This is a genomic window from Vibrio sp. Isolate22 (assembly GCF_022398115.1).
Classification (GTDB): Bacteria; Pseudomonadota; Gammaproteobacteria; order Enterobacterales; family Vibrionaceae; genus Vibrio.
Map to the genome: position 1 here is coordinate 110,989 of NZ_JAKEUW010000002.1, position 22,194 is coordinate 133,182.

Consider the following 22,194-nt stretch of genomic DNA (forward strand, 5'->3'; position numbering starts at 1 on the left):
ACAACATAATAACTATATCCGCGAAGCCTGTTTCAGGCTTCGCAACCCCTTCTGTTTTACTCCCCCGTATAAACAGGAGGGTTGCCACTTAGATCTGCTCTCTCTAACTGATCTGAGTGGCCTTTTTATATCAGAAGTTCTGATACACAATCACTTCTAAAGCTCTACCTCAACATCAGACTGAATCGTGCTTGAACATGCCAGTACATAACCTTGTTCAATCTCTTCTGCTGTCAGTGTCTCTTGGCTGCTAGATTCCACCGAACCTTTCGTCACTTTGCATTTACATGAGCCACAAATACCGCTGCGACACGCGATAATGATCGGCACACCCGCTTGCTCTAGTGAATCAGCGAGCGGCGTACCCGCTTCTGCTTCCACTTCTTTGCCAAAAGCTGGGACAAATACTTTGACTGCACTGTTCTCATTGTCAGCGACTTCAGTTTGAGGCTCTTCTGACTGAGCGTTCTGAGTAGCCGGTGTAAAGCTTTCTTGATAGAAGTTGTCCATGTTGAACTCAAGTTCTTTTAGATAGCTTTCTATGTCTTGCATGAAACCAACTGGGCCACACAGATAGACGGTGCGATCTAAAATGTCAGGGCTTAGATTGACCAGCCAATTCTTATCCAATCGACCTTGAGGGGCCGTGGTGCCTTGGTTGTCTTTAAGTAATAGCTTCAGATTAAAATTAGAGTAAGTTTCATCTAGTTGGTGTAGCTCTTCAAAATAAATCGTCTCTCGCTTATTACGCGCCATATGGATGAAGTCAATTTCAACGCCGCTATCTTGAGACAGCCAATACTTCACCATCGCCATAACAGGTGTGATGCCGCAACCAGCACTCACTAGTGTCACTTTGTTACTCGTTGTTGGCGTGCAATCAATACAGTTAAAACCACCAGCAGGCTTCAATACAGCAACCTCATCACCTTCATCAAGCTCATCGACAATAAAGTTAGACACCAAGCCACCTTCAACACGTTTAACCGTCAGCTTTAGGCGATTGTCCTCTGGGCAAGAAGCGACAGAGTAAGCTCGATAATCGGTTTTTGTCGGCATATCTAAGCCCAAAGTGATGAACTGCCCCGGCTTGAAATTGAAGTGTAAGTCTTGTGGGATACTCCCCAACTCAAAGCTGACCGTATCTGGTGTTTCGTGCCATTTCTTTAAGCATACTAAATTGATTGAATCGCTATCCGACCATGCATACATCGTAGGTTTACCTTGCTCTAAAGATTAAAATCGAAAAAGCCCCGCCGTTGTCGCTTCTAAAAAACGTTACAACAACGGGGCTTATGAGTTGGCTTAAATTAAGCCGCTAGGATTGTTTTAAGATCTTGTTCTGGCGTTGAGATAGAACGCATGTCGAACTCGTCTTGAATAATCTTAAGCAGGTTTTCTGTTAGGAATGCTGGCGCTGTTGGACCTGTGTAAATGCCTTTCACACCCAGTGCAAACAGAGTCAGCAGGATAACGATCGCTTTTTGCTCGAACCAAGATAGGACGAGTGTTAGCGGTAGCTCGTTGATGCCACAGTCAAACTCTTGAGACAGTGCTAAAGCAAGCTGAATCGCTGAGTACGCATCGTTACATTGACCCACATCTAATAAACGTGGAATGCCATTGATGTCACCAAACTGGTTTTTGTTGAAACGGAATTTACCACACGCCAAAGTTAGGATAACTGAATCTTCTGGTGCTTGAGCGGTAAAATCTGTGTAGTAGCTACGCTCTGACTTGTCACCGTCACAGCCACCCACCAAGAAGAAGTGCTTAATGTTGCCTTCTTTCACTTGATCAACAACCGCAGGTGCAGCTTCCATTAGCGCATTGCGACCGAAACCAACAGTGATCATCTGCTCGATCTCATCATGCTTGAAGCCTTCTTGCGCTAATGCACAATCGATAACCGCGCTGAAATCATCACCCTCAAGGTGAGCAACACCTGGCCAGCCTACAATGCTACGTGTAAACAGACGATCAGCGTAAGCACCAACATCTGGATTAAGCAGGCAGTTAGAGGTCATTACGATCGCGCCAGGGAAGTTCGCGAACTCTTTCTGTTGATTCTGCCAAGCGCTGCCGTAGTTACCCGCAAGGTGTGGGTATTTGTGCAGTTCAGGGTAACCGTGTGCAGGTAGCATCTCACCGTTAGTGTAAACGTTGATACCCTTACCTTCAGTTTGCTGAAGAATCTTTTCTAAGTCATGAAGGTCGTGGCCAGAAACAAGGATACAGTGACCTTTCTTAGTCTTCACATTCACAGTCGTTGGCTGTGGGTGACCAAAGGTGTCTGTCTCACCCTTGTCTAGCATTTCCATTACTTTGTAGTTCATCAAGCCGATCTGCATTGATGTATCCAATAACTGTTTTAGGTCGGTTGGATCGGTACCTAGAAAAGCCATAATCCCATGGTATTCAGCAAAGATAGCATTGTCTGTTTGACCAAGAACGCGAGCGTGCTCCATATACGCAGCTGCACCTTTTAAGCCGTATAGACAAAGAAGACGAAGACCAATCACATCTTCGTGTTGAGATTCATGACCACGGTTAACCGCAGCTTGTGGTGCAAGCGCTAAAAGCTCTGAAGAGTCCGTTGGAAGATCGAATTGCGCGGCAGGAGAAAGTGCTGGAATTTCGAAACCGATTAGAGTCGCAGCGGCACGAACTTTTTGCTCTAGACGCTGTTTAAATTCGTGAGATTGCTGAGCAAATTCAATGATACGAGCAGGGTCGAAGTTCACGTTGGTGAGTGTTGCGAAGAACGCTTTTGGCGCCCACTCATCGATTTCAGTATCAATAACATCGCAAGTGCGACCTAAGTTTGCCCAAAAAGAAACACCTTGAAGAGAATACACCAACACATCTTGAAGGTCGGATACTTCCGATGTTTTTCCACACATACCTTGTGCGAAAGAACAGCCTTTTACAGTGGGTGTTTGAATAGTTTGTTCACATTGAATACAGAACATATAGGGGCTCCAGTAATTTTTATTAGCTGTAAGTACTTCGCTTACAGTGACTTATTCCAAACCCTATAGAGCATCAAGCGTGCCAACTTTTAATTCATTGATTTTTAAGCAATTAGCTTTAAACCATATTTTTAGTGCGTGATTATGACTACATTTTACGAGCCAAAGTAAACACACACGTGTCATAGTGACTCTCGGCAATTATTTTACGGCGTTCATGTTTCGTTCAGAAAAGGAGCAATAAAGTAACAACATAGAAAAAGAGGAATGAATATGAAAAATATATTAGTTACGATTGTTGCGCTGTTTACTGGCCTTTTGGCGCTATTCACAAGCTTGATCCTTGCTATTCCTTTGGCTATCGCAGCTTTAATCACCGGCAAGCGCATTCAAAATCAAATGAAGAAACAAGGCTTCGCAGCTCATATGAACACTCATCACTCATCAACATTTGATGCTGGTGTTATTGAAGGCGAATACGAAGACCTTTCAAATAGAAAATAGTCTAAGCTTTTGCTTCAAGACAACAACGATAGAGACTACACCAAATAATGCATAGAAAGACCGTCCTAACTCTGCTCGCTATTACGACTTTAGGTCTCGTTGGCTGCTCTAACGAGACCATCACTCCAGCTTACGAAGCTTCGCCAAACCTGCCTGAATATCAGCAAGACAGCTTCGATGCCTATGTAACCGAAACTCAAGACTGGCTATTAAAAAACCGTGTATTCATCACCGAAGACAAGCAACTAGAGGTTCAACTTAATTCACCTACTGAGTACAAACCGACCTCACCTAATGGTAAAGCAGTTCTGTTGGTTCATGGATTAGGCGACTCGCCGTATTCATTCAAAGACATTGCAGAACATCTAGCCGATCAAGGCTACTTAGTGAGAACCGTGCTGCTTCCAGGCCACGGCAGCCGTGCAGGTGACTTAATGCAACCGCATCTCGAAGATTGGCAAGGCGTGGTGGCTCACCATACTAAGTTACTTGAGCAAGAGTACGATTCAGTATGGCTAGGTGGTTACTCTACCGGTGCAAACCTCGTGACTTCACAAGCGATGAAGGATTCAAAAATCGCAGGATTACTGCTGTTTTCACCTGCATTTCAACCGAATTCATCGGCCGTGCAATACGCGGGGCTAGCGAGCTATTTTGTGACTTGGGCGGACCAAGATCCTGAAGACAACATACTTCGTTATAACTCGCTGCCAATGAACGGAGCATCAGTATACTACGAGACCTCAGAAATCGTTCGTGACGACTTAAGAGAGAAACAATTCGACAAGCCAGTGTTCATTATGATGAGTGAAGGCGACAGTGTGATTGACACTAGTTTCGTTCAGCAGGCGTTTACTGATTCTATGCCAAACCCAAATAACGTTTTGGTGTGGCAAGGAGAATCCAAGCTAGATGACCCTCGCGCTGTTCAATACAGCATGAAAATCCCAGAGCAACGTATCTCGAACGGTTCTCACATGGGCTTGTTGTTCTCACCAAACAATCCGTATTACGGTATCAATGGTAGTGAGAAAATCTGCTCTAACGGACAAGAAGAGGGCTTTGAGGAGAAGTGTAATGCGAACAGCGAAGTGTGGTATTCAGCATGGGGATACCGTGAAGAAGGTAAAAATCACGCTCGCCTAACGTATAACCCTTACTTTTCCGACTCGATGGCCAAACTAGATTCAGTGCTAAACTCGGCAGGTTAGCCAGACAAGCTCATAAAAACTAAAAAGCTCACTAGCGATTCGCTGTGAGCTTTTTTAATACATACATTTTTATTGCGATTCCGTTGTTTAACGCCATATGGTCCACACCACACGCACAGCAAGCAAGATCAAAACGATACCTGAAAGTCGATCAATCAACTGCGCTTTTGAACGGATTCGTTCAACAATGAGAGGGCTAGATAGCACCAAGGTGATGAAGGTGTACCATAGGCCATCAACAATCAGCGGAGTCGAGACAATAATCACTTGGTTGGTCAGCTCATTGCCAAGCGCGACAAACTGGCTAAACAGAGCGATAAAAAACAGTGCGATCTTTGGGCTCAAGATAGAGATTAAGAAAGCTTCACGAGCAGACTGCATGTAGCTCATCTGTTCACCTGCTTCTAATTTGGCAGCTACACCCCCTTTCGAACGCAGAGCATTGACTCCCAAGTACAACAGATAAGCTGCACCCGCCAAGCTAATACCTTTAAATAACGTTGGAGATTGCTCCAATACCACTGCCAAGCCTACGATGGTTGCAAACGCATAAATACCAATACCCGCAGCGTGTGACCAAGCAGCGATAAGCCCGTTAATACGACCACCGGCTAAGCTGTGTTTAGCGATCATTGCTAAACTTGGCCCCGGAGACATTGCTCCCAATAGGCAAATCGCCAATAAAGAAAACCAAATTGTTACCGTCATCATTCCATTCCTAGTCAAACCATGCGTTCTAGTTGAACGCTCTACCATTGATAGTTAGCATAATTATCACTTGGTATTATTTGAAATCAAAGATAATCATCATAGATATGATTTCAAGTCATACTGATATTGTAACTCGACTTTTGCATTGCCTCGAACGCCTTTTCTCGAGCCCATTTATGTGCAGAGTCGTTGTCGTACTTCGGGTGCCACATTAACCAATAGGTGTGCATTTCGGTTTCGAATGGCAATGGAAAATACTTAACCTCAAGATGCCTACCTAGGTTATAGGCGATGTGTTCCGGTACGATCATCAAATAATCGTCTTGCATTAACACGTTACTTGCCGATGAAAAGAAAGGAACCTTAAATGCCACTCTGCGTTTCAGCCCTTGCTTTTTCAATGCAATATCGGCGTAGCTGTCTTTGTCTCCTCCTCCAGTCACCTTGATATGAGAGTACAGGACAATATCTTCGGAACTTAACGCCTCTTGCTGAGCCAATGGATGTGATTTGCGCATTAAACACACCGATTTGTCCTCTCCAAGCTTGATGCTCGAGACATGCTCCGGCTTTCTAGGAAACATGCTGGAAGCCAAGTGGATTCCTGATTCATTGAGTGATTCTAGGTAGTTTGGCTGCCACAAACGGTAGGCCAAATTGATATTCGGCGCATCAGCTGATACCTCGGCAACAATCACAGGCAAAATATACTGAGCAACATAGTCACTAGAAGACAGCACAAACTCACCCTGCCACTCTTGCGGTTCAAATGGTTTGTCATCTAACAGGTGGTCGAACTCACCAAGTAGGTCATCGAGTTTCTCTTTAAGCAAGATAGCTCGATTGGTTGGCACCAGCTTATTGCCATCACGCACTAACAAAGGGTCACCACATAAATCTCGTAACTGGCTAAGTTGGCGGCTCACCGCTGATTGTGTGATATGTAGGCGTTGCGCGGCTCGGCTCACATGACACTCTTCAAGAAGGACATGTAATGAACGCAGTAGGTTTAAGTTGATATTGCCTAGCATGAATGTACCGTCGGATTCAGCTTGTTAAAAAACTCGGTCAACACGGTATGAGTCATTAGATGGCGAAGCTCTGGATAGCTTTGCAGCTGATCGCGAACTTGATTTAAACGTTCCATACTCTCGACCTCGACATATAGCATCATATCGGTCTCTCCACTAATTGAGTGGCACCATTGCACACCGTCAATACCATGAATTTGGTTCGCGTAAGACTCACAGCTATGGTCACTGCTCGACAGGTCGAACTTCAACGAAATATAAGCGCATACGTTCTTAGTTTGATTGGGCTCATCAACCAAAGCGCAGTATCCTTTGATGACTTTGTCACTTTCTAACTTCTTAATTCGCGCATTCACCGCCGAACGAGAGAGGCTCACTTCTCTCGCAATATCGCTCACTGAGCAACGAGCATTGGTTTTTAGGATATCCAAAATTTGGCGATCAAATTTATCCATGCTTTTGATTCTTCCCATTTATTGTTCTATTTATCACGCCTAATTTGACACAACTCTTGAACTTATAACAGTCGCTGTTTACGACAGCCGACACTTTGACCGTTAATCCAAGAAATACCGTTAAAATGGCGGCGGCTTACGACGTTTCGCTAGCTGTATTATTGATGACGACAATGTATGCTTTCATTCACACTCTTTCCATTCCCAGATCAAAATCGTCACAAGCTAGGAGAGCGAATGACCCAGCTAAAACAAGAAATCACGCTAATGTCCGGTATCGGGCAACTTTCAACGACCTTGCTTGGTACTGGGCTATTTATGATTCCCGCTATCGCGGCAGGTATTGCAGGTCAATTATCACTGTTAGCCTGGTTAATCCTGTTTATCGCCATTTGCCCTATTGCTCTCACTTTCGCTGCGCTAGGTAAACGCTATCCGAACGCGGGAGGCACTGCCTATTTTGTTCGCCAAGCGTTTAGTGAAAGGTTGGAAACGAGTGTCGCTTGGTTGTTTGTTAGTGTAGTACCCGTAGGTATTCCAGCAGCTATCGCGTTAGCTGGCGGCTTTGCCCAACAGTTATTACCAGCTCCGCTCGACACACCACTCGGCGCTCAATTTTTTACCGTAGCACTACTGATTGTGGTCAACTTGATGGGCAGTAAGTCTTCAGGCCGCCTGCAAACCGTGATTGCCCTGTCAATCTTTGCCTTAGTCAGCGCTTTCGTTTGGAAGGCAGAGATCACTGTCTCCGATATAGCGATACCGAGCCTATCCTCTGACTCTATGTGGTCTATTGGCGCCGCATTGGCCGTGATGTTTTGGTGCTTTGTCGGAATAGAAGCTTTTGCTCATATGGGGGAAGAATTCAAGAATCCTCAACGAGACTTTCCTATTGCTATCGTAGTTGGTTGTTTCGTTGCTGGCTTGGTGTATTGGGCTTGTTCGGTAGTGATCCTCAAGCTAGGCGCGTATGGCTCAGCGGAGTTTGATGCCGCATCAATCCCATGGGTAACTGAACAACTGTTTGGGAATGGATTTAAAGCTGTTATCAGTGTGCTTGGTTTCTTTGCCTGTTTCGCTAGCCTGAATCTATACACACAAAGCTTGTCGCGAATGGTCTGGGCTCAGGCTCGTCAGCATCGACCGGATGGCAAAATGGCACAGCTCAATAGCCGCGGAGTGCCGCTCTACCCAACGTTAGCAATCGGCGTTATCGCACTGATTTCATGTGTAATCGGCGAGCTGTCCAATCTAGATCTTGAGTTCTTTTTAAAGCTCGCTAACGGTATTTTTGTTCTGGTTTATCTGCTCGCAATGCTAGCCGCTTGCCGACTTCTGAAAGGTACTTCTAAATACACGGCGATGCTTTCGTTGGTTATCTGCACTATCGTGTTTATCTATCTAAGTTGGTCAATGCTGTATGCTGTGACGATTTTTGTGACATTGTCACTCCCTTGGCGAAAATGGTTCGGTAAACCCACCGTTTCTATCGATAAATTATAAGTACTACAGATACCTTTACTGATAAAAAAGCCGAGCGATCGCTTTGATCTTCGGCTTTATTTCTGCCAAACGAACATTCCCAAAACCCAATAACGCCCCATTCCAATCACGCTCAACGCTAGAGCCATATTCGTAAAAAGAAAATGGGCGAATAATAATATTGTCGAGCTCAGCTCTTCGGCTCCATTCATGCTCAGAAATGCCACCATTCCATTTGACGGTGACATGCAGTCCCGCCGCTTGGCTGATCACCTCAAGATCACCATTAAACTCACTTTCAATAGCATCGATCATCGCTTCGTACTTAAGTTTGTACGAACGACGCATCTTCCTGATATGTCGTAATAAATCACCTTCACGAACAAAATCAGCCAATGCTTCTTGAGTATGGCTTGCGGTGTCTCCACTAAGCGCATCTTTTATCTCGAGACACTTAGCCACCAAGTGCTCTGGAACCACCAAATAACCCAAACGAAGGCCGTTGAACATCACCTTACTTAGTGAACCGACATAGATGATTCGGTCATCCAAACTAAGTTTGCCTGCCAACCCTTGCATACTGGTATATGGTCGGTGCGCGAACTGAAACTCACTGTCATAGTCATCTTCTATGATCCAAGATTGGTTTTTGTTCGCCCAATCAATCAGTTTTAGGCGCAGCTCGGTATTAAGCGTAGTCCCCATCGGGTATTGATTACTCGGGGTGACATACAAAGCCTTGGCTTTACTGGAGAGAACTTTATCGATATCAAGCCCAACCTTTTCTCGTACCGCCACACCATCTAATTTGAGCTTTAACAAATCAACAATTTTATGGACTTGTCGATAGCCAGGTTCTTCCATCAATAGCTCGTCCCCCGTCACCAGCGTTGCCATCAAACCAATGGAAATCGCCTGTTGCGCCCCCGCGGTGATAATAATTCGATCAGCGTGACAACGAACAGATCGGCTGCTTGCAAGGTACCCACTAAGCGCATCTCGCAAGGCGACACTTCCTTGGACATATTGGTTGCCTGCTATGCTTTGACGCGTTGAATGGCGTTGCAATAGCCTTTGCCATTTCGCAAAAGGAAAAGCGTTGAGGTCAGGGACTCCTGGGGCAAAGCCACTATTGATATCGAGCGTTGTCGCTACGTTCCTACGTGCTACCTCAGCCTGCGCAGCCACCTCACTAGTCTTTTGAACAAGGTTAGGTTGAGAGGAATTCAAGAAATGTTCCGGCTGCTCGACCGACACATAAAAACCGGAACCTTTTCGACTTTCGATATAACCTTCCGTGACTAACTGCTCATATGCGTAGATAACGGTATTTCGGCTCACCGACAACTCAACAGCCAACTTGCGTGTTGAAGGTAACTTGCTGCCTTTACTCCATAAATCTTGAACGATCTTCTCTCTGATCGCATGGAATAAAGCGGTTTGACGCGTGTCATGTTGCTCACTAAGTTGTAGGTCACCGACATCGATAGGCTGCATAACTGGATCCAAATAGTGTTTAAAAGTGGCTCTATTTAATAGACCAGTTAATCGCTACATTAATCAAAAGGCAATGATTAAGGAGCGATTATGTTATCCAACACGAAAAGAACCACGATTAAAAAAGGGGCCCACAAAGCCGTATTTGAACAAGAGAAACTGCATCAGATCATTGATGAAAGCTTAATCGCGCACATTGCACTACAAGGTGAACAAGGCCCGATGGTAATACCGATGCTCGCGTGGCGAGTCGATGACATGGTCTACATTCATGGCGCCAAAAACAGTCGCTTACTAAAAGGGCTTAAGAAAGGCGAGCCAACCTGTTTAACATTCACCTTATTCGATGGTTGGGTCTTGGCTCGCTCAGCCTTTCATCATAGCGCCCATTATCGTTCTGCTGTGGTGCTCGGATCATTTTCAGTCGTCGACGACAATCAAGAAAAGGATCGCTTGCTGAATATCTTCATTGAACAGATAGCCCCAGGGAGAACCGACGAGGTTAGACTCAGCAATGAAAAAGAGCTCACTGCGACTGAGTTATTGGCGATACCGCTAACCGAAGCATCAGTAAAAATTGGTAAGCATGGTGTGAATGACGACAAAGCCGATATGGATATCCCAGTGTGGGCGGGGGTACTTCCCTATCGAACCATTGTGGGGCCACTGGAAACTGTACCCGAGCAAGAAGGGCTCATTGAAAAGCCTGATTATCAACAAGCTTATGGTGAACGCTGGTATCAAAATTAACAAACCAAAATGGTCAACACGTTAAAATTGTATACAATCTGGTTATCAAAAATCTAACATCAATAAATAACGTAGCCGAGCGATGCAGACGAATAAGGACTTTCAACAACATCAGGGCTTGCTCAATGGTATTGGGCAAGTCTACTTCACTCCAACAATCATCACGTCTGTTTTATTTCTGATTGCCATCTCAGTCGAATCCCTTCCCCTCTTAGCCCTCACACTATTCGGCGCAGCGAGCAGTTATGTGTTTGCTTGCTATAGCAGGAAGCCAATCGACAACATCAATAATGGAATGTATGCGTTGAATGGTGCACTTGTCGCACTGTTTATCGGTAATATATTTGGGATCACACCCATCTTGGTGATAATTACCTTCTTGGGTGCACTGTTCACTGTACCCATAGCAACCGTGGTATTTGGCTTTAAAAAGTACCTCGGCTATACCAGTGCTTTCGTCATAACATCTTGGTTAATTTATGTGGCTCAGTGGAGCTTAGATCTAACGGTATTTTCTCCTTCTGTCGATGAGCAAGCTCCACACATCCACACAACGACAAATTTAGAGACTCACCTCTCCCCTTTTATCGTGACCATGCTAAAAGGAGTCAGCCAAGTCAGCTTTATCAACAATACGTGGACGGGGCTGATTATTTTAGTAGCGATCATGCTCAACAACATCCGAAACGCTATTTGGGTAGTGTTGGCAGTAGCCATCAGTACTCTGTTTAGTGAGGTAATTGGCGCAGATGGCAAACTGATCGCTCAAGGGCTATATGGATACAATGCTGTGCTCGCGACACTCGCACTGATTCTATATCCAAGAGTTTCATGGGGTTGGGCGATATTAGGCGGTGTGTTTAGTTGCCTCGTTACACTCATATTCCACACTCTTAACTTACTGCCACTAACCGCACCTTTCATTCTCAGCACTTGGGTCATGGTGTACTTATCGAGCAAACAACACACCTGATATCGCTCTATAAGCCGGTTCTAAACCTTTCGACATACTGCTTCGGAGTCAAGCCACGGTGCTTTTTGAACATTCGCGTAAAGCTTGCCACGTTGGTATAGCCGAGGCGTCTCGCCACCTTTTCAACCGGCAATGAATAACTCAACAACTCAACGGCAACGTTACTCAATGCGTAACCCATAATAGTGGAAAAGTTAACCCCTAGTTTGTGCAGTCGTCGCTGAAACTGCTGCTCAGACAAACCAAGTAAGCTCGACACCTTATTCAACGTTGGTAAGCCAAAATGGCGACTATAGTTGATCATTTCATAGGTCACCTTATGTTCATCACCTGCGTCTGGCATATTGAGATAGTTATCTAAATCATGGAAATTCATCGCTAAACTCATTTTCCCTTCTGACGGTGAGTGATTCATAGATAACCTAGATTTACTCGGTATCCACACTTCAGTTCTTGGTTGTCCCCATTGAATATTGCAACCAAAGTACTCGTGATAAAGCTCAGTATTTTCTCGATGTCCGGCAATAGAGACCGCAGAAGGCACGAAATCAGGCCCGAGATAACGCCTTAATATCTTCATCATAAAGATCGCAACACGTACTGAATCGTGTACCTTGCCAGTCTCAGAGTATTCAGGGTTGTCATAACACCACTTAATCAAGTTACCCACTTGCGCCCCATATAAGAAAGCGCCCGACTGCAAACAATGCAGCCCGATGTTGACGCGTCGAATAGTCGAAGCTAGGTCGTGCCCGGAGAAAAACCAGTTAGCAAGCGGGCCCAACTTCTCGATATCGACTCTATCAGCAAGCTTTAAGATGATGTCTGGATCATCCGTTTTCTTCTCAAGTAAGCCATACCATTTATCCACTTCATTGACCGGAATTAGGTTCATAGCGTTAGCAAATACCGATTTGGGAATACCTAAAGAGTCCATATCTAGCTCACGATTCACCGCTGCGTACTGATATATACCTAAAATTCCTAATGCTCTTAAGAAGTTACAATTATTCATTCGTCGCAAACCCTAGCCAACACAATTACAGAACATCTCATTTAAGTGTCATTATTAAAGTAATTAGTAAATTTGCAACCTATAAATCTGATATCAATCACACTCAGCGCTCAATTTAACCTAGGGTATATCAATGAGTTTAGTAAGTGTCCCATTTGTTGGAACTGGCGCTGACACAGTGCTACATGTGGTTGCAGGTGTTGTACTCGTCGCAACGATTGCAGCTGCATGTTACGGGTTCTGGCGTGTCCATGAACTACCGATCAACAAGGCTCACAGTAAAGAGCATCAACAACTCGGTTTGATCACTGCGCTCACTTGGATTGGCTTTTTGTGGCACTGGGTGTGGGTACTCGCCGTCATTTTGGCATTCGTTGATATGGAAAAAGCAATCATCAACCTTAGGGATACATGGAAAGCCCCCGCAACACCGAAAGAAACCAGTAACGCTGATAACAAAGACGAGGAGAAGCAAGCATGTTAGAAGGCTTAGCTATTTGGGCACTATTCATTTATTTACTGAGGCTGATTGGCATGCCTTGGAATAAAGGAACGAAAGCCTTTGCGTACCTTGGTGGTACTTCTTGGTTGCTGTTTGTGTGGGTAGGACTGATTAACTTTACGCCGATGGACCTCTCAGGCGGTTCCGTCGTTCAATCGCCACATATTCAATTGCGTCCAGATTCAACTAATGTGACGGGAAAAACCACGAAAGTTCATATTCACCCAAACCAAGACGTAGCTGAAGGTCAGTTGATCTATGAGATTGATGACACCAAATATGTGATCGCTCGAGATAAGGCAAAGGTTCAACTTGAGTCAGCAGAGGTCGCGTTAGACACAGCTCGCCAAGAAGTCAGCATTGCAAAAGTCAGCTACCAATCAGCGCTTGAAGACATCAAAGCTTCGATAGCACAAATTGAGTCAGCAAAGACCGACTTAGTTTTGCAGTCTAAGACTCTGGATCGTTATCAAAAGCAAAACAGTGTGGTTGAGCACACCATTACAGAGTCTGACATCGACCAACAAACCGCAAAGGTGGACTTAGCAACACACAACGTCACTACACTTGAATCTCAGTTGAGTAAGAAAGAAGTAGATGCGGAGAACGCTAAATTAAACATCCACAAAGCCGAAACCAATGTAAGTAAGAAGCAAACCGAGGTCGACTCTGCAAAAGCTACGTTGGCACAAGCACAGTGGGACTTGAATAGCACGAAAGTAACGGCGCCATCAGATGGCTTTGTTACCAACTTTATTCTTCGTGAAGGGCAACGTGTTTCGATGATGCCTCGTATACAAATGTATACCGAAGAGAAGTACGTGTTAATGCGGGTGAACCACCAAGCGATTCGCAACATCAAAGTCGGTCAGCCTGCGGAGTTCGCAACAGCGGTATACCCGGGGAAAATCTTCTCTGCGACAGTAGAAGGAATTGTGGAAGCAACGGGTGAAGCACAAGCCAGCTTATTAGGTATCGATGAACAGGTTCGAGTAACCACAGGTCGAAACCTTCAGAACAAGCACCACTTCGTTCGTTTGAAGATTGATGAAACAGAAGGTTACGACATCCCTGTCGGCTCAGTAGGGCTTGCCTGGGTTAGTGGTGAGAAGCCAATTAGCTTTATGGCCTTCCTCGATGTTATTCGTGGAATCATCATCAGAATGAAGTCTCAACTTTACTTCTTCTACTCTATCTAACCACCTTCATGGATTAGAAATACCAAGCCCGAATGATCATTGATCACTCGGGCTTTTCGTTTCTTGAATACAAACCAATAAGCTTAACTCAGAAAGAAGAGCCAACAGCTTGAACTCCCCTACTATTTGCCGTCAAGTCAATACCAATTCGCAAAATGCACTTGCATTACGCAAACATCCAATTTCAAAACGCTAAGAAAGCGCTTAAATACGCACCAAATTGCTATCAAACAGCCGATAATCAAGGTTATTAAAGTTGGCACACTAACTGCAATGTATTCATTGACCCTTCTTAAGCCGAGGGTCACCTAGCCAACTGACGTTGTTAGTGAACCTATACTTGTTCACAAAATATATAAGCCAATCGCGGTTATTGCGATTGGCTATTTTTTTACCTATCGTTTACCAAGCTTGCATTTCCCGTATACAGACAACCATTCATACCAATAACAATCAACATTCATACTCAACCTACATCTTGTTAGCCACCAACAAGTGATAGAAAACGTTTTCTATTAATTTCTATGAAATAATTCATAAAAATAACCTTATGTTTTATATGAAAATTTTAGCCAAAACTGGTTTTAACGACTGACTATTGACAAATTTAGCATTGACTATGTGATTTATATCACCATAATGCGCACGTTTGCCTGCAATATGGCGACCGTTAATTTTAATTTTGATCATTTGCGGAGGTTAAAAAATGGCTGCTGATAATAACTACAGTCTAGGGCCGGTTCCTACATCGGCTAGGAAAGGAGTCGCTTCACTCACCATGGTAATGCTTGGACTCACTTTCTTCTCTGCAAGTATGTGGACAGGTGGTTCACTCGGGACAGGCCTCTCATTCAACGATTTCTTCCTCGCCGTTCTCATCGGTAACCTAATTCTTGGTATTTACACTTCTTTTCTTGGCTACATCGGCTCATCTACTGGCCTCTCTACTCACCTCCTAGCGCGTTTCTCTTTCGGTACAAAAGGCTCATGGCTTCCTTCTGCTCTACTTGGTGGTACACAAGTCGGTTGGTTTGGCGTAGGTGTAGCGATGTTCGCAATTCCAGTACAGAAAGCGACGGGCATCGATACCAACACCTTGATTATTGTGTCAGGCCTTTTGATGACAGGTACGGTGTACTTCGGCATTAAAGCGCTAATGGTACTTTCAGCGATTGCTGTTCCAGCGATTGCTATTCTAGGTGGTTACTCAGTATTGACTGCGGTAGACAGCGTTGGCGGACTAGAACAGCTACAACTGATTAAGCCAGAAACTCCAATGAACTTCTCAATGGCCTTAGCAATGGTTGTAGGTTCATTTGTTAGTGCGGGTACGCTAACGGCCGATTTTGTTCGCTTTGGTAAAAAGCCAGCGAGCGCAGTATTAATCACAATGGTGGCATTCTTCATCGGTAACTCACTGATGTTTATCTTCGGCGCAGCCGGTGCAGCAGCGACAGGCCAATCAGACATTTCAGATGTGATGATTGCACAAGGGCTGCTACTTCCAGCAATCATCGTGCTTGGCTTGAACATCTGGACAACTAACGAAAACGCACTTTATGCATCTGGCCTTGGTTTATCTAACATCACTGGCCGCTCAAGTACTACAATGTCTATCATTAACGGTATCATCGGTACGATTTTCGCGCTGTGGTTGTACAACAACTTCGTAGGTTGGTTAACCTTCCTATCGTTGGCGATTCCACCAATTGGTGGTGTAATCATCGCTGACTTCTTCGCAAACCGTAAACGTTACAAAGATTTTGCAAATGCAGAGTTCCAAACCGTTAATTGGGCTGGCATTATCGCGGTAGCAACAGGCGTAGCCGCTGGTCACTTCCTTCCTGGCGTTGTTCCTTTGAACGCCGTGTTAGGTGGTGCAATCAGTTACCTCGTGCTTAATCCTCTATTGAACAAAAAAGCTCTGAAATCTCAGGCCGCCTAAGGACACACTATGACAACCTTATTAATCAAGAACGCGAAACTTCAAGACCAAGAGGGCTTGAAACAGATTCTGATTGAAAATGGTCAATTTTCTCGCATTCTCGATAATGACGCACAAATCAATCATCAAGGTGACATCCTTGATGCTGAAGGTGGCATTGCTGTTACACCGTTCTGTGAACCGCACATCCACCTAGACACTACTCAAACCGCTGGTGAGCCTAACTGGAACATCTCTGGCACTTTGTTTGAAGGTATTGAGCGTTGGGCTGAGCGCAAAGAACTGCTATCAATTGAAGACGTGAAATCTCGTGCGAAGCAAACACTGAAATGGCAGATCGCTAACGGTGTTCAACACGTGCGTACTCACGTTGATGTATCTGACCCAACGTTAGTTGCGTTAAGAGCAATGGTTGAAGTTCGTGAAGAGATGAAAGAGTGGGTCGACATTCAGATCGTTGCATTCCCTCAGGAAGGCATTCTTTCATACCCAAACGGCAAAGAGTTGCTTGAAGAAGCCGTGAAGATCGGCGCTGACGTTATTGGTGCTATCCCTCACTTCGAATTTACTCGTGAATACGGTGTTGAATCTTTGCATTACGTGTTCGAGCTTGCACGCAAGTACGACTGCTTAATCGACGTTCACTGTGACGAAATCGACGACGAACAATCTCGTTTTGTTGAAACACTGGCAGCCCTAGCTCATAAATTTGAGATGGGTGAAAAGGTAACGGCAAGCCACACAACGGCGATGGGTTCTTACAACGGTGCTTACGCATCTCGCTTGTTCCGCCTATTAAAGATGTCTGGTATCAACTTCGTAGCAAACCCGTTAGTGAACATTCACTTACAAGGCCGTTTTGACGATTACCCGAAACGCCGTGGTGTGACTCGTGTGAAAGAGATGCTAGCAGCAAACATCAACGTTTGTTTTGGCCACGATGATGTGTTTGACCCATGGTACCCACTGGGTACAGCGAACATGCTTCAAGTTCTGCACATGGGACTGCACGTAACACAGGTAATGGGCTACGACCAAATCAACAACTCGCTTGATTTGATCAGCAAAAACTCTGCTCGCACATTGAACATCCAAGACAACTTCGGTATCGAAGAAGGTAAGCCAGGTAGCTTACTTATTCTTACTGCTGATAATGGCTTTGATGCCGTGCGTCGCCAAGTACCCGTGCAGTATTCAGTGCGCCACGGTAAGGTGATTGCAGAGACTCAGCCAGCTAAAACAAAAATTAACTTAGCTCAAACAGAAGATATCAACTTCAAGCGTTAATATCGTCTATACTAATGAAGAAAAGGAAGCTGAGATGCTTCCTTTTGTTGTGTTGGCGGAGCGACAAAACTATCACTAATTCAGTGTGTTTTTTGTACATTCGCACGGTATGACAAAAAAAGCACAGATTTCGCAATCAATGTGTGTACATCTCAAAAGACTGTGTTAACATGCTCTCGCTCTGTTAGCCGGAGTTATTTAAGTTAGATGAATAGTAAAAAATTGACATGTAAAATCGTTACCCGTTTTTGTAAGTAGTTTTTCCTTATTTCTTAGCAATATTAAATAATTCAATTATCAGCGCATTGCAGTAATGCAATCAACAATTTAGAAAATTTATGAATAAGGGACAAATTATGTCTAACACAAATACTGGCACTGTAAAATGGTTTAACGAAGAGAAAGGTTTCGGCTTCATTTCTCAAGACAACGGCGGCGCTGACGTATTCGTACACTTCCGTGCTATCGTTTCTGAAGGCTTCAAAACTCTGAAAGAAGGCCAAAAGGTTTCTTTCGAAGTTGAAAACGGTCAAAAAGGCCTACAAGCAGCAAACGTTGTTGCTCAATAATTAGCTTTTAGCTAAAAAGAATTTTAAAGCGCTGATTTTTATCGGCGCTTTTTTATATCTGCTCAGCTTTTTATATCTGCTCATAAGTACTCCCCCTCTTCCTTTCTTTCGTTACACGCTTCATTCTCTTCACCTCTTGCGAATCAAGTTGCCTCATATAACGTTCTAGTCCCAATTGTTCATACAGATTCTACGCTAAGAACATCCCCCCAAGCTTCAATGCACCACAACCCTGAAATTTAGTTGAGCTTTTCATCTAAAACCTCACCTATGTTCCAAAATGAATAACCAAAAATATGGTTAAAGAACAATCCATTAGATATAAGTTATGAATACGCAATCGATATTCATAATAAAAATGAGTAATTTATCCAACCCTCATCCATTAATTATATAATTTTTAAAGCAAAGGCCTTCGAAATCCGCTAACCTTGTCGACAAGTGGCTTTAGTTAGTTTGGTACCTGCAGTAAAAATAATGAAGAAAGACGAATTTCAGAAATCCACCGCAAATCTAAAAAAAGCGGTGCCTCTTATGATGAAGAACAGAGTGTCTACCACACCGGCAAATTACGCACTTTGGTACACCTATGTCGACAATGCTATCCCACAGCTAACTCAAGACATGGATGGTATTTTAGAACACTACGGTATCTGCCCTCCTGCCGTTGGTGAACAGCTTTACAACAATTACGTTGCCAGCAAATCCGAAACCAATATCAATGACCTTCGTGCGAATTTAGAACTGTTAGTTTCTGAAGTATCGAACTCGATGAACGACACACTGACCGATACCTCTGCTTTCTCTGACATGATCGGCAAAAGCTTCGAGGATTTGGCTCGTGTTGATAACGAAAGCTTATCTATCGATGAAGTGATGACTCTGGTTCGTCAGCTAGTTTCTGAGTCTCGTCATATTCGTCACTCGACTCAGTTTTTAAACTCGCAACTGAACTCAGCTACGTCAGAAATCACCAAACTGAAAAGCCAACTTGTCGAAGTTCAGAAAGACGCGCTTTTTGATAGCACTACCACACTGTATAACCGCCGTTCATTCGACCGTGATATAGAAACCTTATGTGAAGCGCAACAATCTCTGTGTCTGATTCTTCTCGATATCGACCACTTTAAAAATTTCAACGACACCTATGGTCACTTGTTTGGTGACATGGTTCTGAAAGGAATAGCTCGCAAACTCAAGCTAAGTTGCCGTGAAGGTATTTCTGCTTATCGCTTTGGTGGCGAAGAGTTCGCTCTCATTGTGCCAAACAAATCTGTGCGTATTGCTCGTCAGCTTGCTGATACCAACCGTCGCTCTCTCGAGAAGCTGTCGATTAAAGATCGCCGCAGCGGACAACAAGTTGGAAATATCACCGCATCGTTTGGTGTGGCCGAACTTGAACCGGGTGAATCAGCACAGTCGCTGATCGAGCGTGCTGATAGGCTACTTTACGAAGCGAAGTCACTGGGTCGTAACCGAGTAATGCCTTTGTAAGACGCAATCAATGCTCCTTTCGACACATTAGTCGGCTCGTATTGAAACTAGAAAGCCCCAAAGACATCATCTTTGGGGCTTTTTCTTTAGCTGTATAAATTGGTTTGTTACTTAAGAATCACCATTAAATCTGGAAGCAGTAATTCAGGCAGTAGTCTTCACCACTCTTAGCTCTGAACTCTTTATCTTCACTGCACGCTTTTGGTTTTCCTTTCTCGTCACCTTTTACCAGGCTGATCCAGTGGCGCATTGCTGCGATAGTCTCTTGATGTAATGAAGGGCTCGTTGCTTCCATTGGTGATTGACCGAAGGTCGTGCACGACTCTAATTGGATATCATCAATCTCTACTAGCTCAATGCACCCTGTCCCTTTATAACAACCAAACATTACTTCTAGGTGGCTTCCGCTGCCATCGCGGAACAAGATTGAGTCTGGGTCACTCTTCTCACCCATGTAAGCCACAAACTGCTTAGGGTGCTTCAGGCCGCTGTGTTGGCCATCTTTAAAGTAGGCCATGATATGACGGTAATCGACTACGTAGCTCGTTACATCTTGGTGTGAGCCATGCTCCAGTGGGAACAGACGGTCAAGTAGTTGCTTTGCTTTCACTTGCTTTTCAGTTTGCTGGTTTGCGCTGATTGTCTCCACGGCAAAGACAGCTTCAGCGATAAATGGCTTTGATTGTTTTTGGATTTCTGTTTTATCGAATGTAAGCATATTCATAGTCTTTCCCTCTTGACCAGTCCGGTGAAAGCCACCGATTTGTAACGCAAAAATGTGCCCTAGAGCAATTATTCCAAACTAACGTTTAATTTATTTGTCATTTTGTGAATTGCTTAGTTTGTAGATTAGCGGTTTTTTACATACAATTTCACAACAAAAATTTTACAATGTGAATTTTACAAATATGGCCTTGTCAAAAAGTTTAGTTCGTCAGTCACATTTCCTAGGTACGAAAATACGTAACCTTAGGAAGCGTAACCATTTAACGATGGAAGATCTGTCTGCGCGTTGTATTAGAATCAACCCAGAATACGCGCCTTCCGTTTCTTACCTTTCAATGATTGAACGTGGAAAGCGGGTGCCAAGCATCGACATGCTGGAAGTGATCGCGCAAGTCTTTCAGAAGAATCCTACGTGGTTTCTAGACGACGAATCAGAGCAACAAGCCATAGCTCCAGATAAAGGGAATCGCGGCGGGATAAGCGGTATGGCGCTCGAGCCTAGCTTTCTTTTCTCCAACGACATCCTGCAGATTGCGATACCTGAGATGCTGTCACAAACCGGCATCTCTGGTCGCCAGTTTGCACACCTATTAATTCGAGCACACCAAGAGAGCAATCAAAACCACTTCCCTGACCTTGAGCGTGCCGCTGAGGAAGTTGGCCTAAAACGTCTCAACCTCAGCGTAGAAGACCTCATAGACATCGCGAGAACGCTTGGAATCAATATCCGCTGGGTGACACGCCCACCGCAAGATGTCGTCGATGAGCTAGGCATCAACGCCAAGCAGTTAGTGACCTCGTTTTTTGAGCCTCCGGGTACAATCTTCTTAAACGAAATTCTTAAAGAGTATCCTACGCGTCTGAAATACGACCTGTCGGTTTATATCGGCCACTGCATTTTGCATAGCAAAGAAGGATTAAAGAGTGTGTTGTCGGTCGGCAATAACAACACATGGGACGACAACCAAGTATCAGGCTCTTCCCAGCTCAACTCTCAAGACATTCTTCAAGCATGGCGTGATTTTGAATCCAGCTTCTTTGCAGGCGCGCTGTTATGCCCGAAAGTCCCGTTCAGGCAACTGCTCGATCGTACTGGATACGAAATCGACGTTCACAAAAGAGCAGGGGTTTCCCCCTCTGTTGCGATGCGTCGAATGACGGTAGTATCCCCCTACCCTCACTGGCACTACTTTGATGCTTATGGTCCGGGGAAACTCAAGGCGGTATACCGCGGGAACGGGATTCCACTGCCTTGGGGGAATATGAGAACGGTCGCTGACCCATGTCAACATTGGGCTGTGTTCCGTCGATTATCTGAACCTAGAGCGGGTAGCTCTGCTCAGATCTCCATTTTGAATGTGGGTGATGAGCCAAGAATCTACTGCTGTGAATCCATCAATATGACGGATCCAGCGGGTAACAATCGCGTTTTGTGTGCTGGTATAGATCTCAACCCTGCGATTGATGCTCAAGGCGGTAATTCGAGAGAAATAGCAGAGCAGCTTAAGGCGTCATGCGTCAACAATGGCGGTTCTGTAGCTATACCGCGTAACATCAAGAAAGATCTCACGACAATAGCCAAGATTCTAAATATAAATTGGATTGAACGTGGGATCGAAACAGAGGCGAGGCTTATCTGCTCCAGAGGCGGAGAATGCCCACGCCAACCAAGCTGTTACTCAAAATGTGGTGAGTGTTAAAGCAATTGAGGTACGAGCATGATAGCAATTATTGTGTTCTACTTATTTTGTCTGGTTAGCTTTGTTTTGCCTGATTGGCTTGATTAAGCAACGGCCATTAGTAAAAAGCAATTAAACAAATAGAACCTAAAATTCAGGCAAAAAAAAACCAATCACAAAAGGGTGATTGGT

Annotated in this window: 20 protein-coding genes; 12 read left to right on the forward strand and 8 right to left on the reverse strand. The window is 44.5% G+C overall.

The window, feature by feature from the left end; translation table 11 throughout:
* Positions 1-156: 156 nt before the first annotated feature.
* Both L1D55_RS01955 and hcp read right to left on the reverse strand, forming a co-directional pair.
* Entirely contained in the window at positions 157-1,212 is a 1,056-nt protein-coding gene (locus L1D55_RS01955) for a hybrid-cluster NAD(P)-dependent oxidoreductase (RefSeq protein ID WP_239916355.1), read from the reverse strand.
* Between the two features lie 98 nt (positions 1,213-1,310).
* Positions 1,311-2,972 (reverse strand): hydroxylamine reductase, encoded by a 1,662-nt coding sequence (hcp, locus tag L1D55_RS01960; RefSeq protein WP_239916356.1) that lies wholly within the window; start codon positions 2,970-2,972, stop codon positions 1,311-1,313.
* 273 nt (positions 2,973-3,245) lie between these two features.
* Here hcp and L1D55_RS01965 point away from each other — a divergent pair, with 273 nt between their 5' ends.
* Complete coding sequence (locus L1D55_RS01965) at positions 3,246-3,476, forward strand: hypothetical protein (protein ID WP_239916357.1); 231 nt, start codon at positions 3,246-3,248, stop codon at positions 3,474-3,476.
* Between the two features lie 47 nt (positions 3,477-3,523).
* Complete coding sequence (locus tag L1D55_RS01970; protein ID WP_239916358.1) at positions 3,524-4,687, forward strand: alpha/beta fold hydrolase; 1,164 nt, start codon at positions 3,524-3,526, stop codon at positions 4,685-4,687.
* Between the two features lie 87 nt (positions 4,688-4,774).
* On the opposite strand, the gene L1D55_RS01975 is transcribed toward L1D55_RS01970, so the two are convergent.
* The 3 genes from L1D55_RS01975 to L1D55_RS01985 all read right to left on the reverse strand — a co-directional run bounded on the left by L1D55_RS01975 (position 4,775) and on the right by L1D55_RS01985 (position 6,884).
* Positions 4,775-5,395, reverse strand: a complete 621-nt coding sequence (locus tag L1D55_RS01975; RefSeq protein WP_239916435.1) for a LysE family translocator — start codon at positions 5,393-5,395, stop codon at positions 4,775-4,777.
* 113 nt (positions 5,396-5,508) lie between these two features.
* The gene (locus L1D55_RS01980; RefSeq protein ID WP_171368136.1) at positions 5,509-6,429 is read right to left on the reverse strand and encodes a LysR family transcriptional regulator; all 921 of its coding nucleotides are present in this window, start codon (positions 6,427-6,429) and stop codon (positions 5,509-5,511) included.
* Positions 6,423-6,884, reverse strand: coding sequence for an Lrp/AsnC family transcriptional regulator (locus tag L1D55_RS01985; RefSeq protein ID WP_239916359.1), 462 nt, complete (start codon positions 6,882-6,884; stop codon positions 6,423-6,425). Before L1D55_RS01985 ends, L1D55_RS01980 begins: the two co-directional genes overlap by 7 nt.
* A 237-nt stretch (positions 6,885-7,121) precedes the next feature.
* Here L1D55_RS01985 and yjeH point away from each other — a divergent pair, with 237 nt between their 5' ends.
* Positions 7,122-8,387 carry an L-methionine/branched-chain amino acid transporter gene (gene yjeH / locus L1D55_RS01990; RefSeq protein WP_239916360.1) on the forward strand — a complete coding sequence of 422 codons (1,266 nt, stop codon included), beginning with the start codon at positions 7,122-7,124 and terminating at the stop codon, positions 8,385-8,387.
* A 15-nt stretch (positions 8,388-8,402) separates the two neighbouring features.
* Here yjeH and L1D55_RS01995 read toward each other — a convergent pair whose 3' ends face one another.
* Positions 8,403-9,863: a PLP-dependent aminotransferase family protein gene (locus L1D55_RS01995; RefSeq protein WP_239916361.1), complete on the reverse strand. Its 1,461-nt coding sequence runs from the start codon at positions 9,861-9,863 to the stop codon at positions 8,403-8,405.
* Between the two features lie 90 nt (positions 9,864-9,953).
* On the opposite strand from L1D55_RS01995, the gene L1D55_RS02000 reads away from it, so the two are divergent.
* A complete protein-coding gene (locus L1D55_RS02000; RefSeq protein ID WP_239916362.1) occupies positions 9,954-10,613 on the forward strand; it encodes a pyridoxamine 5'-phosphate oxidase family protein in 660 nt (219 codons plus the stop codon).
* Positions 10,614-10,695: 82 nt separating this feature from the next.
* On the forward strand, positions 10,696-11,586 hold the full coding sequence (locus L1D55_RS02005; protein WP_239916363.1) for an urea transporter: 891 nt from the start codon (positions 10,696-10,698) through the stop codon (positions 11,584-11,586).
* A gap of 7 nt (positions 11,587-11,593) precedes the next feature.
* Here the strand turns inward: L1D55_RS02005 and L1D55_RS02010 are convergent, their stop codons facing one another.
* Positions 11,594-12,601: an AraC family transcriptional regulator gene (locus tag L1D55_RS02010; RefSeq protein ID WP_239916364.1), complete on the reverse strand. Its 1,008-nt coding sequence runs from the start codon at positions 12,599-12,601 to the stop codon at positions 11,594-11,596.
* A gap of 133 nt (positions 12,602-12,734) precedes the next feature.
* Between L1D55_RS02010 and L1D55_RS02015 the strand changes: the two genes are divergently transcribed.
* The 6 genes from L1D55_RS02015 to L1D55_RS02040 all read left to right on the forward strand — a co-directional run bounded on the left by L1D55_RS02015 (position 12,735) and on the right by L1D55_RS02040 (position 19,597).
* Positions 12,735-13,085: a hypothetical protein gene (locus L1D55_RS02015; RefSeq protein ID WP_004742350.1), complete on the forward strand. Its 351-nt coding sequence runs from the start codon at positions 12,735-12,737 to the stop codon at positions 13,083-13,085.
* A complete protein-coding gene (locus tag L1D55_RS02020) occupies positions 13,079-14,302 on the forward strand; it encodes a biotin/lipoyl-binding protein (protein WP_128163696.1) in 1,224 nt (407 codons plus the stop codon). The genes L1D55_RS02015 and L1D55_RS02020 overlap by 7 nt, the downstream gene beginning before the upstream one ends.
* Before the next feature lie 706 nt (positions 14,303-15,008).
* Positions 15,009-16,247, forward strand: a complete 1,239-nt coding sequence (codB, locus tag L1D55_RS02025) for a cytosine permease (RefSeq protein WP_239916365.1) — start codon at positions 15,009-15,011, stop codon at positions 16,245-16,247.
* Positions 16,248-16,256: 9 nt separating this feature from the next.
* Positions 16,257-17,534 (forward strand): cytosine deaminase, encoded by a 1,278-nt coding sequence (locus L1D55_RS02030; protein WP_239916366.1) that lies wholly within the window; start codon positions 16,257-16,259, stop codon positions 17,532-17,534.
* Positions 17,535-17,890: 356 nt separating this feature from the next.
* Positions 17,891-18,103: a cold-shock protein gene (locus L1D55_RS02035; RefSeq protein WP_004740083.1), complete on the forward strand. Its 213-nt coding sequence runs from the start codon at positions 17,891-17,893 to the stop codon at positions 18,101-18,103.
* A 477-nt stretch (positions 18,104-18,580) separates the two neighbouring features.
* Entirely contained in the window at positions 18,581-19,597 is a 1,017-nt protein-coding gene (locus L1D55_RS02040) for a GGDEF domain-containing protein (protein WP_239916367.1), read from the forward strand.
* Between the two features lie 124 nt (positions 19,598-19,721).
* Here L1D55_RS02040 and L1D55_RS02045 read toward each other — a convergent pair whose 3' ends face one another.
* Positions 19,722-20,321: a hypothetical protein gene (locus L1D55_RS02045; RefSeq protein WP_239916368.1), complete on the reverse strand. Its 600-nt coding sequence runs from the start codon at positions 20,319-20,321 to the stop codon at positions 19,722-19,724.
* A 169-nt stretch (positions 20,322-20,490) separates the two neighbouring features.
* On the opposite strand from L1D55_RS02045, the gene L1D55_RS02050 reads away from it, so the two are divergent.
* Positions 20,491-22,023 carry a DUF3612 domain-containing protein gene (locus L1D55_RS02050; protein ID WP_345772771.1) on the forward strand — a complete coding sequence of 511 codons (1,533 nt, stop codon included), beginning with the start codon at positions 20,491-20,493 and terminating at the stop codon, positions 22,021-22,023.
* The last annotated feature ends 171 nt before the right edge of the window (positions 22,024-22,194 follow it).